General features: G+C 65.5%; 16 protein-coding genes. 12 read left to right on the forward strand and 4 right to left on the reverse strand.

Translation table 11 applies throughout. From position 1 onward, the window contains the following. Positions 1-15 precede the first annotated feature (15 nt). From otnK to QFZ94_RS12865, 8 genes are all read left to right on the forward strand, one after another. Positions 16-1,359, forward strand: a complete 1,344-nt coding sequence (gene otnK, locus QFZ94_RS12830; protein WP_429457288.1) for a 3-oxo-tetronate kinase — start codon at positions 16-18, stop codon at positions 1,357-1,359. After that, positions 1,356-2,018, forward strand: coding sequence for an aldolase (locus QFZ94_RS12835; RefSeq protein ID WP_410850351.1), 663 nt, complete (start codon positions 1,356-1,358; stop codon positions 2,016-2,018). The genes otnK and QFZ94_RS12835 overlap by 4 nt, the downstream gene beginning before the upstream one ends. 61 nt (positions 2,019-2,079) lie before the next feature. Then, entirely contained in the window at positions 2,080-2,880 is an 801-nt protein-coding gene (otnI, locus tag QFZ94_RS12840; RefSeq protein ID WP_429457290.1) for a 2-oxo-tetronate isomerase, read from the forward strand. Between the two features lie 33 nt (positions 2,881-2,913). Continuing rightward, positions 2,914-3,894: a D-erythronate dehydrogenase gene (denD, locus tag QFZ94_RS12845; RefSeq protein WP_429457292.1), complete on the forward strand. Its 981-nt coding sequence runs from the start codon at positions 2,914-2,916 to the stop codon at positions 3,892-3,894. A 369-nt stretch (positions 3,895-4,263) separates the two neighbouring features. Further along, positions 4,264-5,466 (forward strand): 3-oxoadipyl-CoA thiolase, encoded by a 1,203-nt coding sequence (gene pcaF, locus QFZ94_RS12850; protein ID WP_410850354.1) that lies wholly within the window; start codon positions 4,264-4,266, stop codon positions 5,464-5,466. Positions 5,467-5,720: 254 nt separating this feature from the next. After that, entirely contained in the window at positions 5,721-6,299 is a 579-nt protein-coding gene (locus tag QFZ94_RS12855; RefSeq protein ID WP_429457295.1) for a hypothetical protein, read from the forward strand. 272 nt (positions 6,300-6,571) lie between these two features. Next, positions 6,572-7,519 carry a hypothetical protein gene (locus QFZ94_RS12860; protein WP_429457773.1) on the forward strand — a complete coding sequence of 316 codons (948 nt, stop codon included), beginning with the start codon at positions 6,572-6,574 and terminating at the stop codon, positions 7,517-7,519. A gap of 14 nt (positions 7,520-7,533) precedes the next feature. Further along, complete coding sequence (locus QFZ94_RS12865; protein ID WP_429457297.1) at positions 7,534-7,962, forward strand: hypothetical protein; 429 nt, start codon at positions 7,534-7,536, stop codon at positions 7,960-7,962. On the opposite strand, the gene QFZ94_RS12870 is transcribed toward QFZ94_RS12865, so the two are convergent. Both QFZ94_RS12870 and QFZ94_RS12875 read right to left on the reverse strand, forming a co-directional pair. Then, positions 7,954-8,451 carry a GNAT family N-acetyltransferase gene (locus tag QFZ94_RS12870; protein WP_410850356.1) on the reverse strand — a complete coding sequence of 166 codons (498 nt, stop codon included), beginning with the start codon at positions 8,449-8,451 and terminating at the stop codon, positions 7,954-7,956. The genes QFZ94_RS12865 and QFZ94_RS12870 overlap by 9 nt on opposite strands. A 13-nt stretch (positions 8,452-8,464) precedes the next feature. Then, complete coding sequence (locus QFZ94_RS12875; protein ID WP_429457299.1) at positions 8,465-9,673, reverse strand: sensor histidine kinase; 1,209 nt, start codon at positions 9,671-9,673, stop codon at positions 8,465-8,467. 218 nt (positions 9,674-9,891) lie between these two features. Between QFZ94_RS12875 and QFZ94_RS12880 the strand changes: the two genes are divergently transcribed. Further along, complete coding sequence (locus QFZ94_RS12880) at positions 9,892-10,251, forward strand: response regulator (RefSeq protein ID WP_410850357.1); 360 nt, start codon at positions 9,892-9,894, stop codon at positions 10,249-10,251. A 29-nt stretch (positions 10,252-10,280) separates the two neighbouring features. Here QFZ94_RS12880 and QFZ94_RS12885 read toward each other — a convergent pair whose 3' ends face one another. Further along, entirely contained in the window at positions 10,281-11,183 is a 903-nt protein-coding gene (locus QFZ94_RS12885) for a LysR family transcriptional regulator (protein ID WP_410850358.1), read from the reverse strand. A gap of 107 nt (positions 11,184-11,290) precedes the next feature. Between QFZ94_RS12885 and QFZ94_RS12890 the strand changes: the two genes are divergently transcribed. Next, entirely contained in the window at positions 11,291-12,166 is an 876-nt protein-coding gene (locus tag QFZ94_RS12890; RefSeq protein ID WP_429457302.1) for an aldo/keto reductase family oxidoreductase, read from the forward strand. Here QFZ94_RS12890 and QFZ94_RS12895 read toward each other — a convergent pair whose 3' ends face one another. Next, positions 12,167-13,075, reverse strand: a complete 909-nt coding sequence (locus tag QFZ94_RS12895; protein WP_429457304.1) for a LysR family transcriptional regulator — start codon at positions 13,073-13,075, stop codon at positions 12,167-12,169. A gap of 70 nt (positions 13,076-13,145) precedes the next feature. Between QFZ94_RS12895 and QFZ94_RS12900 the strand changes: the two genes are divergently transcribed. Next, on the forward strand, positions 13,146-13,970 hold the full coding sequence (locus tag QFZ94_RS12900; protein WP_368585841.1) for an NAD(P)H-dependent oxidoreductase: 825 nt from the start codon (positions 13,146-13,148) through the stop codon (positions 13,968-13,970). Positions 13,971-14,125: 155 nt separating this feature from the next. Next, a complete protein-coding gene (locus QFZ94_RS12905; protein ID WP_368585840.1) occupies positions 14,126-14,986 on the forward strand; it encodes an alpha/beta hydrolase in 861 nt (286 codons plus the stop codon). The last annotated feature ends 6 nt before the right edge of the window (positions 14,987-14,992 follow it).

Here is a 14,992-nt window from a genome sequence, read left to right on the forward strand (position 1 = left end):
GCGAGGACGGTGCTCATGACGGCTCAAACGAAACCCGCGCTGCTCGGCTGCATCGCCGACGACTTCACCGGCGCCACCGATCTCGCCAACATGCTCGTACGCGGCGGCATGCGCACGGTGCAGACGATCGGCGTGCCGACCTCCAACGAAGCGCCGGGCGCCGATGCGCCGGGCGCCGCTGCGCTCGACGCCGATGCGCTCGTCGTCGCGCTCAAGTCGCGCACGATCCCCGCCGCCGACGCGGTCGCCCAATCGCTCGCCGCGCTCGCCTGGCTGCGCTCGCAAGGGTGCCGGCAATTCTTCTTCAAGTACTGCTCGACCTTCGATTCGACCGATGCGGGCAACATCGGCCCGGTGACCGATGCGTTGCTGAACGCGCTGTCCGCCGAGTTTGCTGAGCGCGCGTCGTTCACGATTGCGTGTCCCGCGTTTCCCGAGAACGGCCGCACGATTTTCCGCGGCCATCTGTTCGTCGGCGATGCGCTGCTCAACGAGTCGGGCATGGAGAACCATCCGCTGACGCCGATGCGCGACGCGAATCTCGTGCGCGTGCTGCAGCGGCAAACGCAGTCGAAGGTCGGGCTTGTGCGTTACGACCGGGTCGCGCAAGGCGATACGGCCGTGCGCGCCGCATTCGAAGCGCTGCGCGCCGACGGCGTGCGCATCGCGATTGCCGATGCGGTGTCCGACGCCGATCTGCATACGCTCGGCGCGGCCTGCGCGGACCTCGCGCTGATCACCGGCGGCTCCGGCGTCGCGCTCGGCTTGCCGGCCAACTTCCGGCGCGCGGGGCTACTCGGCGAGCAAACCCATGCCGCGCAATTGCCGCGCGTAGAAGGTTTGTCGGCGGTGCTCGCGGGCAGTGCGTCGAAGGCGACCAACGCGCAGGTCGCCGCCTGGTGCGCGACGCGGCCCGCGTTCCGCATCGATCCGCTCGCGGCGGCGCGCGGCGAGGACGTCGTCGGCGAAGCGCTCGAGTTCGCGCAACAGCGCTTCGTGCACGCCGAGCCGGTGCTGATCTATGCGACTGCATCGCCCGACGAGGTGCAGGCGGTGCAGCGCGAACTCGGCGTCAACGAAGCCGGGCATCTGGTCGAGAAGACGTTGGCATCGATTGCGCGCGGCCTGCGCGAACGCGGCGTGCGCAAGTTCGTCGTCGCGGGCGGGGAGACCTCGGGCGCGGTCGTGCAGGCGCTCGACGTGCGCATGCTGCGCATCGGCGCACAAATCGATCCGGGTGTGCCGGCCACCGCGACGACCGAAGCGGAACCGCTCGCACTCGCGCTGAAATCCGGCAATTTCGGCACCACGGACTTCTTCGACAAGGCGCTGCGTCATCTCGATGGAGCCGCGCAATGAGCGGCGCACCGGCACTTCACATCTCGGCCGAAGCGCGCGTGCGCGAGGAAATCTGCGCGGTCGGCGCGAGTCTGTATCAGCGCGGCTATACGGTCGGTAGCGCCGGCAACATCAGCGCGCGGCTCGACGATGGCTGGCTGATCACACCGACTGACGCGTGTCTCGGCCGCCTCGATCCCGCCGATATCGCGAAGGTCGACGCAAACGGCCACGCGATGTCGGGCGGCAAGCCGTCGAAAACGCTCGCGCTGCATCGCGGTATCTATGCGCGCAACGGCGAGGCGCGCGGCATCGTCCATACCCATTCGACGCATCTGGTCGCATTGACGCTCGCGGGCGTATGGAGCGAAGCGGACGTGTTGCCGCCGATCACGCCGTACTACGTGATGAAAGTGGGCCACGTACCGCTGATTCGCTATCAACGCCCCGGCGATCCGCAAGTGGCCGCGCAGATCGCCGCGCTGGCCGACCGCGTACGGGCGGTGCTGCTCGAACGTCTGGGGCCGGTGGTGTGGGAGCGCTCGGTCGCGCACGCGTCGTATGCGCTCGAAGAACTCGAGGAGACCGCGCGCTTGTGGCTGATGACGAATCCGCGGCCCGCGCCGCTCGACGCCGCCGCGATCGAAGAACTCCGTACCGCGTTCGGCGCGCGCTGGTAGCAGCGCGCATTACCGATGAACGTCATGCACCGTATCGGACTGTCTCAAAGGAGCTGTTGACATGCCTCGCTTCGCCGCCAATCTGTCGATGATGTACAACGAGCACGCGTTCCTCGATCGCTTCGCCGCCGCCGCGCGCGACGGTTTCAACGCGGTCGAATACCTGTTTCCCTATGAGTTCCGCGCGGCCGAGCTGAAGTCACGGCTCGACGCTCACGGTCTCACGCAGGCGCTGTTCAATGCGCCACCAGGCGACTGGAGCGGTGGCGAGCGCGGTCTGGCGTCGCTGCCGGGGCGCGAGGACGAGTTCCGCCGCAGCATCGATACGGCTCTCGAGTACGCGCGCGTGCTCGGAAATCGCAAGCTTCATGTAATGGCGGGGTTGATCGCCGGCGATCAGGCGGGCGAAACGCAACGCAAAACGCAACGCGACGTGTATCTGGACAACCTTGCCTATGCCGCGCAAGCCGCGCAAACCGAACGGATCACGGTCGTCATCGAACCGATCAATACGCGCGACATGCCCGGCTATTTCCTCAATCGACAGGACGACGCGCAAGCGATCTGCGCCGAAGTCGGCGCGCCGAATCTGAAGGTGCAGTTCGATTGCTATCACTGCCAGATCGTCGAGGGCGATCTCGCGATGAAGCTCAAGCGCGATATGGCCGGCATCGGTCATATCCAGGTTGCAGGTGTGCCCGAGCGGCACGAGCCCGACATCGGCGAGCTGAACTATCCGTACCTGTTCGATCTGATCGATGCGCTCGGCTACGACGGCTACATCGGCTGCGAATACCGGCCGCGCGCGGGGACCTCGGCGGGGCTTGGCTGGCTGAAGCCTTATCTCGATGCGGCGCGCTGACACTTTCCGACAACCACTGACGGACACGTAACCATGAAAGTACTGATCACCGGCGGCGCCGGTTTTCTCGGCCAGCGACTCGCGCGCGAACTGCTCGCACGCGGCGAGTTGAAAGATGCGCACGGCACACCGCAAGCGATTACCGGGCTGGTGCTGCTCGACGTCGTGCGCGCTCATGATTTCGGCGATGCGCGCGTGCATACCGAAGTCGGCGATATCGCAGAGCGCAGCGTGCTCGAACGCGTGATCGACGACCAAACCTCGGCGATCTTTCATCTGGCTGCGATCGTCAGCGGCCAGGCCGAGGCGGACTTCGATCTCGGTATGCGCATCAATCTCGATGCGTCGCGGCTGCTGCTCGAAGTCTGCCGACAGCGCGGGCATCAACCGCGCGTCGTGTTCACCAGCTCGGTTGCGGTCTACGGTGGCGATCTGCCCGCAGTCGTACAGGACGACACCGCGCTGAATCCGCAGTCGTCGTATGGCGCGCAGAAGGCGATCGCCGAGCTGCTGCTCAACGATTATTCGCGGCGCGGTTTCGTCGACGGCCGCGTGCTGCGACTGCCGACCATCAGCGTGCGGCCGGGGCGGCCGAATGCGGCGGCGTCGTCGTTTGCGAGCGGCATCATTCGCGAGCCGTTGAATGGCGAGGAGGCCGTGTGTCCGGTCGCCGGTTCGACGCGGCTGTGGCTGCTGTCGCCGCGCAAGGCGATCGACAGCCTGATCGCCGGCCTCGAACTCGATGGCGCCGCGCTCGGCAAGCAGCGCGTGCTGAATCTGCCGGGCCTGTCGGTCAGCGTCGACGAAATGATCGCGGCACTGCGCGAGGTCGCCGGCGAAGCGGTCGCGAGCCGCATCGTGCGGCAGCCGGACGAGCGCATCGAGAAGATCGTCGGCAGCTGGCCCGGCGCGTGGGATACATCGCGCGCCGAACGGCTCGGGCTCGCCGCCGAGCGCAACTTCGCGGATGTGATTCGCGGCTATATCGCCGACGAAGGAATCGAAGTTCGCTGAAGATCGCTCCCTTCGCGTATTCCCTGGTGTCGTTGGCACGGCTGCGGCCGTGCTTGACACGCTTTCGCGCCGACGCCTATTATCGAGCCTGTTTTGTTCGATATATGACCTTGTGTTCGTATATAGAACATAAGGGCGGGCAAGGAAGGCGCAACAGCCGTATCGGTCGTCACTCCCAAGCCCATCGTTCACGATCCTGCGCTAAGCTGCCTTGACGTATCGGCCGCCACACCGCTGCCGTTTTGCAGCTTCCCGCGCACGGCCGTCGGCCCCCCGGGCCGATGCCTCGGCGCATCGAACCGGCGTCGTCGGCGCAAGGCCGGCCGCGGCGCGGCGCAGCGCACGCAGCATCTCAACTGGAGACATCCCATGACCGAAGCATTCCTGTGCGACGCGATTCGCACCCCCATTGGCCGCTATGCGGGTTCGCTGTCGTCGGTGCGCGCCGACGACTTGGGCGCGGTGCCGCTCAAGGCGCTGATGGAGCGCAACAAGAACGTCGACTGGACCGCGATCGACGACGTGATCTACGGCTGTGCGAACCAGGCCGGTGACGACAACCGCAACGTCGCGCGCATGTCGCTGCTGCTCGCCGGTTTGCCGAAGGACGTGCCGGGCTCGACCGTCAACCGTCTGTGCGGCTCGGGCATGGACGCGATCGGCATCGCCGCGCGCGCGATCAAGTCGGGCGAAGCCGCGCTGATGATCGCCGGCGGCGTCGAAAGCATGAGCCGTGCGCCGTTCGTGATGCCCAAGGCGACCAGCGCGTTCTCGCGGCAAAACGAGGTCTACGACACGACGATCGGCTGGCGTTTCGTGAACCCGCTGATGAAGAAGCTGTACGGCGTCGACTCGATGCCGGAAACCGGCGAAAACGTCGCGACCGACTACAACATCAGCCGCGCCGACCAGGACGCGTTCGCGCTGCGCAGCCAGCAGAAGGCCGCGCGCGCGCAACGCGATGGCACGCTCGCGCAGGAAATCGTCGGCGTGACGATCGCGCAGAAGAAGGGCGATCCGATCACGGTCACGCAAGACGAGCATCCGCGCGAAACGAGCCTCGAAGCGCTCGCGAAGCTAAAGGGCGTCGTGCGTCCGGACGGCACGGTTACGGCCGGTAACGCGTCGGGCGTGAACGACGGCGCGGCCGCGTTGCTGCTCGCGAACGAAGACACCGCGAAGCGCTTCGGCCTGACGCCGCGCGCCCGCGTGCTCGGCGTGGCGACGGCGGGCGTCGATCCGCGCGTGATGGGCATCGGCCCGGCGCCGGCCACGCAGAAGCTGCTCGCGCGTCTGGGCATGAAGATCGACCAGTTCGACGTGATCGAGCTGAACGAAGCGTTCGCCTCGCAGGGCATCGCCGTGCTGCGCGCGCTGGGCGTCGCCGACGACGATCCCCGCGTGAACCCGAACGGCGGCGCGATCGCGCTCGGCCACCCGCTCGGCATGAGCGGCGCGCGTCTGGTGACGACCGCGACGTATCAACTGCAACGCACGCAGGGCCGCTTCGCGCTGTGCACGATGTGTATCGGCGTCGGCCAGGGTATCGCGATCGCTATCGAGCGCGTGTGATGCAGGTGTAGCGCGACGCACATCGCGCGCGGTTTGCGATCCGTTCATGCAACAGCCCCATCGTTCCCGCGATGGGGCTGTTTGCTTTTGCGCGCGGCCTCGCGCGTTCAATTCGCGTCCTATCGTTTGCACTAGTTGTCCTGAAGATGTGGAGTTCATGGAGGCGGGCACGAACACTGCGTAGCGCGAAGTCATTGCGCGGCGCTCATCATGACCGTCACGCCGGATCGAAACCCTTGTCGAGGAGAACGCGAATGAAGACAACGACGATAGGCGCAGCGTTGATGCTGGCGGCCGCGGCCACGACCCAGCCGGCGCGCGCGCAGGACGACATGGCGAGCACCGCCCAGGCGGTGCTCAGCGGGGCGCAGCCGGTGCATATGACGGCGGAGATCGTCGGCATCGATGCGGGCAACCGCGCGCTGACGCTGAAGGGCTCGGGCGGCAACGTCGCGATCGTGCTCGTCAGTCAGCAGGTTGCTGGCTTCGATCAACTGAAGATCGGCGATCGCGTCGACGTGCTCTACAAGAATGCGCTGCTCACGAAGGCGGAAAAGGTCAGCGGCGCGGGCAAGGCGATTCGCGAGCGAGCCGACAAGCAGAGCTATTCGCCGGCGTCGGGCGGTTACGAATCGGCGCGACAGACCGAGGTACTCGCGACCGTGCTGAAGATCGATCACAAACAGCGCCTCGTGACGCTGCGCGGCGCCTATCAGACACAGACGTTCCAGGCCGCGCCCGACGTCGACCTGAGCGACGTGAAGGTCGGCGATACCTTGCATGCGGTGTTCGTGTCGGCCGCCGCCGTGCAGGTGACGCCAGTGGGCCACTGAGCCGCTGAGATCGCGGCCCATTTCAGCGGCCGGAAATGTTTCGCAAACTATGTCGAGATATGTCGCGCCGCCCGACGAATGCCCGCAAAGCCTTGCTTGGCGGGCCCGAGTCGCGGTGAAACTGCGCGACATATCTTCCCTGATGATTTCCCCGATGTGTCCTTCTATAGTCCGTTCGTCGCCACGCGGCAATTACGCAAGTGGCCCGAATCCAGCAAGGACATATCGTGAAGAATCGTTCATTCGCAGGTTCCGACAAGGTCCGCGCCAGCATGGCGCGAGGCGCGTTGCGCAGGGCGGTGCTCGGCGCGGCCGCGGCCGTGCTCGCACTCGGCAGCGCATCGGCGTTCGCCTGGTCGGGTCATGGCACCGCGTACACGTCGCGCGGCGTCTATAACGGCGCGCACTACGGCTCGTGCGGCGGCGGTAGCTGTTCGCATGCGGGCAGCGTGGCTGGCCCCTATGGCGGCTTCGCGAGCAACACCGGCACGGTCACGCGCACGGCGCCCGGCCAGTTCTCGAACTCGGGTACCGCGACGGGCCGCTATGGCAACACGGTGCAGCACTCGGGCGACACCAGCTGCGCGGGCGGTACCTGCTCGCATACCGGCACGATGACGGGCCCCGACGGCAAAACGGCGACGACGTCTGGCGACGTGACGCGCACCGCGCCGGGCCAGTATTCGTCGTCGGGCTCGATCACCGGGTCGAACGGCAATACGGTCAATCATTCGGCGTCGACCAATTGCGCGGGTTCGACCTGCGCGCGCTCGGGCACGGTGACGGGGCCGGACAACAACAGCGTCTATCACTCGGGCACCGCGACGCGGGTCGCGCCCGGGGTCGTGACGACATCGACGAGCGTGACCGGCACGCAGGGTCACACGGTGACGTCGAGCGGTACGGTGGTCACAGGCGGCGTGGTGGTCGCAGGCGGGACCACGACGACGAGCGGTACGACCGTGGTCGTCGCGCCGAAGCCGGTGGTGGTCGCGCCGCCGCCTGCGCCGGTCGTCGTGCCGCCGCCGGTCGTGTACGTACCGCCGAAGCCCGTCGTGGTGACGCCGCCGCCGGCCTATGTTCCGCCGCCTCCGGTGGTGTACGTGCCGCCGCCGGCCGTCTACGTCGCGCCGCGTCCCGTGTACGTCGCGCCGCGGCCTGTCGTCTGGGTGCCGGGCCATTGGGTCGGGCGCGTGTGGGTGCCGGCGCATTGGGCCTGACGATGAGCGCGGCGATGCGAATCAGAACCCGCGTCGAGTCGTGGCGCTCACGTCGCGCAGCGCGGTGCGACGTCATGTGCGGCGCGGCGGGCCAGCACCCACCATCTGATGAGGCGGCGCGTCGTTGGCGAGCGGCGGAAGGGTCCGCGTGGCGCGCGCTCCGCAAAACGGCCGCACTCGCGACGATCGTCGTGGCGACGTTTTCGGCAATCCACGCAGTCATCGACACCAGCGACGCCAACGACGACCGTCGCGCGAATCCCGCCGCCAGCGCGACGAGAGACTGTTCCGCGCGCTACGCCGCGTTGCTCGACCTGGCCGAACTCGCGCGGCGTGACGGCAAATCGTCCGAGATCGTCGTGCGTGGATTGAGAGAGCAGAACGGCGCGATGAGGGAGTGCCTATCCGCAGGCTGGGTCAGGCCGGCACCGCGATCACATTGAACGCGGCCGCGTCAGATCGCATTCCAGAAAAATCGCGCCGGGGATCGGATTGAACACGTAAGCGTCGATCGGTTCGAAATCCAGCGATGCGTAGAGCCCGAGTGCCGCTTGCATAGTGGGCAGCGTGTCGAGACGCATGCGGCGATAGCCCGCTTCTTTCGCGGCCGCCAGGATACGCGTGGCGAGTTGCCGCCCCACATGCAGCCCGCGTCCCGCCGGACGCACATACAGGCGTTTCATTTCGCAGATGGTGTCGTCGATCGGACGCATTGCGACACAGCCGATGATATCGCCGGGATCGTCGCCCGAGCCGTTGCTCGCGAGCAGCACGCGGCCGCGTGGCGCTGCGAATTTGCCCGGCAGGCTGGCGAGTTCGTCGTCGAATTGCTGGAAGCAGAGATCGAAGCCGAGACTCTCCGCGTACTCGCGGAAGATGGTCCGTACGGCCTCGATCTGTTCGGGGAAGCGCGCAGTATGCAGATGGATCATGCGATGGGTCGGGTCATTGAACATGCAGCGGAAACCGGATCTCGAACGTGGTCCCCACGCCCTCGCGCGACGCAAACTCGATCTGTCCATCGAGCACGCGGCATAGCTCCTTGACGATCGCGAGCCCCAGACCCGTGCCAGGGATTTCCTCGCCGGCCGCGCGCTCGAACTCGTCGAACACGCGCTCCGCATCGGCGGGCGCGATGCCGACGCCGGTGTCGGACACGCGAATCGCCCAGTGTTCGACGCCATGCATCGCGAACTGGAATTCGACTTGTCCCGACTTCGTGTACTTGATCGCGTTGGACAACAGATTGACCGCGATCTGCTTGAGCTTCAGCCGATTCGACGTGACGACCGGCAGCGCCGCGTCGAACTCGCTGCGCAGCGCGAGTCCTTTCGCGTCGATCGACGGCTGCATGGAAGCGATGAGTTCGTCGAAGAGTTCGCGCAAATCGACGTCTTCGAGCACGAGTGTCGCCGCGTCGCCGAGCACGACCGAGTACTCGACCATCTGGTCGACCAGTTGCTTCATGTCGGCGGCCTGACGGTTCGCGAGTGTCAGCGCGGCATCGGCTTGCGACGGCGCTCGCTCGATCAGTTGCAGCGCGACCGAAAACGCGTTGAGGAAATTGCGCAGATCGTGCGCGACGCTGCGTGTGATCTGCATGCGCGAATCATACAGATCGCCGACCAGCCGTTGCTTGAGCGTCAGTTCGTCATTCGCGCGTTCGAGCCGGCCCGTGTATTCGTCGATCTTGCGATCACGCTCGCCGACCACTTCCTTGATCGACGCATACCTGACCACGCTGAATGCTTCGGCGATCAGACGCCGCGCGCGGCTCTCGTGGCGGCGCGTGCAAGTCCGGTCGCGTTCGACGAATTCTTCGAGCGCTCCGACGAGCACCTGCTCGAAGAGGTCCAGTTCGCGCACCAGCTCTTCGATCCGGTAGCCCTGCTGCCAACGGACATTGCCGTGCTTCTTCGCGTCGCGCTCGATCGATGATTCGGCGCGTTCGAGATCTTCCGCATCGAGCGCCATGCACAGCTGGTCGAGGATTTCCGGCATATGGTCGACCAGCTGTTGATAGGTGAGCTTGTCCGCTTCGACGAGATCGGCGTCGATGGCGACGGCATGCATCCATTGCCGCGTCAGACGGCCCCGTTCCGCACGGATGAAGTTGGCGAAATTGCGCAGCGGGCTCACGCGTCGGTCGGTCATGATGGATACCGGAATGGAGTTTCTACAACATACAAACACGCGAACGGTTCCGAACGCCTCGGTTCGGCGCGGGCACCGCAGACCTGTTTGCGCCGGCAATCGGCCAGGCATCCGATGTGCGCCGGCAACCCGCGTCATTATCCGCGCAATTGCCGCGTGTGGAACACCTCTTGCGAGACTCTGGTCAGACAAGAAGCAAGTTTCGTCAGCAAACCATGATGTATTCGATATTGCTGGTGGACGACGAACCGGAAATTCTAGCCGCGTGGCGGCTGATTCTGGAAAGCGAAGGGTATGAGGTGAGTTGCGCGAGCAACGGCGCCGAAGCGCTCGCCTGTGTCGTCGCTCACGTTCCCGACCTGATTGTTACGGACTGGATGATGCCGATCATGGACGGCGCGGAGTTGTGCCGCCGTTTGAAATCGATGCCGTTATCGGTCGACGTACCGATTCTGGTCCATACCGCGGTGCCGCCCTCGGACAGCGAAGCGCAGTACTGCAGCGCATGTTTGCTGAAGCCGATCGGCGCGGATCTGTTTTTGAGCACGATCGCGCAACTCTGCACGCCACGCTGCTGATACGGCACGATCACCGTCGTGTGTTCAAATCAACCGCGTGTTGAGTCGGCCTTCAGAAAATCGACGAACGCGCGCAGCGGCGCGGGCACATGGCGATGGCCGGGATAGTACAGAAAAGGCCCTGAAAACCGCTGCCACCACGGTTCGAGAATCGCTTCGAGCGCGCCGCTGTCCAGATGCGGGCGCAGCATGTCTTCGAACAGGTGAACGATGCCGAGACCCGCGACCGCGCCGCTGACCGCGAGGTCTATCGCTGCGCCGGGCCGCACCAGCAGCGGTCCGGTCGGATTCAATTGCAGCAGCTCGCCGTCGCGCTCGAAGTACCAGGTCGGCATCGCGCCGCTCGCGAACTGGCCGCGCAGGCAGGCATGCGCGAGCAGTTCGCTGGGATGCTGCGGACGGCCGTGCGCGTCGAGATACGCGGGCGACGCGGCGGTCGCGAAGCGCTGCACGCGCGCGCCGATCGGCACCGCGATCATGTCCTGCTCGAGGCGTTCGTCGTAGCGAATGCCCGCATCGCAACCGATCGACAGCACATCGACGAAACCATCCTCGACCACCACCTCGACGCGAATATCCGGGTACTGCTTCAGAAAGCGCGCGAGCACGTCGGGCAGCACGATGCGCGCGACGCTCGATGGCACGTTGAGCTTCAGCGTGCCGGTCGGCTTGTCGCGAAAGCCGTTCAGCACGTCGAGCGCCGCTTCCATTTCGCCGAACAGCGGCGTCAGCTTCTCGATCAGACGCAGCCCGGCTTCGGTCGGCGCGACGCTGCGCGTGGTGCGGTTCAACAGGCGCAGCCCGAGTTTCGTTTCCAGGCGTCGCACCGCGACGCTCAGACTCGACGCCGACACCCCGCTCACACGCGCCGCGTCGCGAAAGCCGCCGGCGCGGGAAACCGACACGAAGGCGGCCAGATCATTCAGTTCCATGACGATTGATTGTGCAGAATTTTGAACAACCCGTACACGTTAGACCGGTTTATTCAACAACGCAATTGCGGCGATACTGCCGCTCATCACTTCACAAGGAGATCGTGATGCCGAACTTCAGCTCCATCGACACTTTCGTGCTAGCCGGCCGCGCGGTGCGGCGCATGGGCTATGGCGCGATGCAGCTGGCCGGCCCCGGCGTGTTCGGGCCGCCGAAAGACCGCGCCGCGGCGCTCGCGGTGCTGCGCGAGGCCGTTACCTTGGGCGTCGACCACATCGATACCAGCGATTTTTACGGGCCGCACGTGACCAACCAGGTGATCCGCGAGGCACTGCACCCGTATCCGCGCGATCTGACGATCGTCACGAAGATCGGCGCGGTGCGCGACAGCGCCGGCGCATGGCTGCCGGCTCAGGAGCCCGCCGACCTCGAGCGCGCGGTGCACGACAATCTGCGCAACCTCGGCCTTGATGTGCTCGACGTAGTCAACCTGCGCGTGATGGGCAACGTGCACGAGCCGAGCGAGGGCTCGATCGAAAAGCAGGTCACGGCGCTCGCCGAGCTGCAGCAGCGCGGGCTCGTGCGGCATGTCGGCCTGAGCAACGTGACGGCCGCGCAGATCGCCGAAGCGCAGCGCATCACGAAGGTCGTGTGCGTGCAGAACCACTACAACCTCGTGCATCGCGACGACGATGCGTTGATCGATGCGCTCGCGGAGCAGGGCATTGCCTACGTGCCGTTCTTTCCGCTGGGTGGCTTTACGCCGATTCAATCGTCGGAGCTGTCGGAGCTTGCGCGCAAGCTCGAGGCGACGCCGATGCAGGTCGCGCTCGCCTGGCTGTTGCATCGGGCGCCTAACATTCTGCTGATTCCGGGCACGTCTTCGGTGGCACATCTGCGCGAAAATCTGCAGTCGGCGCAGTTGAAGCTCAGCGACGAAGTGCTCGATCAACTGGATGCGATCGGCGCCGAAAAGGGCTGATTACACCGACGCCGCAATAAACTCCCGCAACCATTGATGCGCGGGATCGCGATGCACACGCTCATGCCAAAGCATCGCCATCTCGTAGCCCGGCACCTCGACCGGCGGCTCGACCATCCGCAATGTGTCCGAGCCGCGCACGAGACGCGCGGGCAGCATCCCCACGAGATCGGTGCTCGCGAGCACCGACTGCATGAACAGAAAGTGCGGCACCGACAGCACGACCTTGCGCGCAAGCCCCAGCTTTGCGAGCGTCTCGTCGGTGACGCCGAAAAAGCCGCCGCCATCTGGCGATACGATCACGTGTTCGAGCTTGCTGAACTGCGCGAGCGTGGGTCGGCGCTTCAGCTTGGGATGACCCGCGCGGCCGACCAGTACGTAGCGCTCGGCAAACAGCACGCGGCGGCGCAAGCCTTCGGGCGCGCCTTCGCTCGTATGGAAACCGATATCGATGTCGCCCTGTTCGGCCTGGCGAGCGAGCCTTGGCGGCACCGCCTCGACGATCGCGAGACGCGTGCCGGGCGCCGCCGCGCGCAAGCCTGCCAGCATCGGCAGGATGATCGTCGACTCCGCATAGTCCGTTGCGGCAATGCGCCAGGTTTGCGTCGCCGCGGCCGGATCGAACGGGCTGGTTGGCGCGACCGCGCGCTGCAGTGCGTCGAGCGCTTCGCGTAGCGGCTCGCGCAGTTGCTGCGCTTTCGCGGTGGGCCGCATGCCGCGTGGTCCGGGCAAGAGCAGCGGATCGCCGAATACGTCGCGCAGTTTCGCCAGATGCACGCTGACCGACGGCTGCGAGAAGTTCAGCCGTTCGGCGGCGCGGGTCACATTGTGCTCTTCCAGCAGCACATCGAGCGTGACCAGCAGGTTGAGGTCGAGTCTTCTGAGATTAACCACGGCAATACCTGACATATTCGGAATTCATTTCCAATATACCTCGGCGATGACTATCGTGACTGTTTTCAGCCACGAAGGTCCCATCATGAACGTTCTTATCATCTATGCGCATCCCGAACCGAAGTCGTTGAACGGTTCACTGAAGGATTTCGCTGTCCGTCATCTCGAACGCGCCGGCCATACGGTGCAGGTGTCCGATCTGTACGCGATGAACTGGAAAGCGTCGCTCGATGCGCACGACACCCGCGAGCGTCACAGCGCCGAGCGCTTCTTCGCGTCGCTCGAATCGAAGCATGCGTTCGAGAACGGCTTGCAGAGCGAGGACATCGCGCGCGAGCAGGACAAGCTGAAGTGGGCCGATGCGGTGATCCTGCAGTTTCCGCTGTGGTGGTTCTCGATGCCGGCGATCATGAAGGGCTGGGTGGAGCGCGTCTATGCGTACGGTCTCGCGTATGGCGTCGGCGAGCATTCCGATGCGCGCTGGGGCGAGCGTTACGGCGAAGGCCGTTTCGCGGGCAAGCGCGCGATGCTGGTCGTCACGACGGGCGGCTGGGAGTCGCACTACAGCGCGCGCGGCATCAACGGTCCGATCGACGACGTGCTGTTCCCGATCCAGCACGGCGTGCTGTACTACCCTGGCTTCGACGTGTTGCCGCCGTTCGTCGTCTACCGCACGAGCCGTATCGACGACGCGAAGTATGCCGAGGTCAGCGCGGCGCTCGGGCGACGGCTCGACACGTTGTGGACGACCGCGCCGATCGCGTTCCGGCCGCAGAATGGCGGTGCATATGAGATCCCGGCGCTCACATTGCGGGACGATCTGGCGCCGGGGCAGGTTGGGTTTTCCGTGCACGTCGAAGATGTCGGCGTAGCGTGCGCAACGCAAGCGAACGAAGCGGCTGAAGCCTGACTGGATCGTATGCTTCGCTGAAATATGGCTGTAAGTCGCCATTGCTAGAGTCGTCGACGGACACAGGCCGAGGCGCGCCGGGACGGTGTTGTTCGGACGCCTGACGAAGGTATGCAGCCGGAAGCTAGCGGCAACGAGCGGAAGGGCGACCCACCATGAATCCAGTTCGTAGGTTCTGGCTCATTTTGATGCTGATCGCATCGCCGGCGTGGGCGTTCCAGGCGCGCGTCGTCACGATCCCGAGCGCGGCGATGCATCGTACGTTCGACGCCACCGTCGTGCTGCCCGATCAGTACGCGCGTGGCGACCAGGCCGCGCGCTTTCCGGTCGTCTATGTACTGCACGGCTCAGGCGGCGATTACACGGATTGGACCGCGAATTCGCATATCGGCAAGCTCGCCGATCGCTATCAGGTGATCCTCGTGATGCCCGACGGCGGCCGCGATAGCTGGTACATCGATAGTCCCGTCGATCCGCGCAGCCGCTATGAAACCTACGTGGGCACCGAAGTGGTTGGCTATATCGACGGCCATTTCCGCACCATCGCGACGAGGCAGGCACGCGCGATCACGGGCTTGAGCATGGGCGGATTCGGCGCGCTACGCATTGCGCTCGACATGCCCGACACGTTCGGCGCGGCGGGCAGCATCAGCGGTGCGGTGGACCCGCGCAGCAGCGAGGACGAGCCCGGCATCGCGCGGGTGTTCGGCGACCCGTCCCAACATGCGGACTTCTGGGATAGCGAGGCGATCGTCGCCAGCGCCGAGGATTTCGGCCGCGACCACATCGCCCTGACGATCGATTGCGGCGTGAACGACTCGCTCGTGCAATCGAACCGTCTGCTGCACGAGCGGCTCGTGGAACTCGGCGTGCCACACGATTACGCCGAGCGGCCTGGCGGCCATACATGGAAGTACTGGTCGAACGCGGTCAAATACCAGGTGCTGTTCTTTGCCGGCACGTTCAGGCAGGCGGCGCGCGAAATGCGTGACGCGCGCGCCGCGGCCGCGGCCTGAGGGGCG

Origin of the sequence: Paraburkholderia sp. JPY465 (assembly GCF_050436725.1) — a bacterium.
Classification (GTDB): Bacteria; Pseudomonadota; Gammaproteobacteria; order Burkholderiales; family Burkholderiaceae; genus Paraburkholderia; species Paraburkholderia youngii.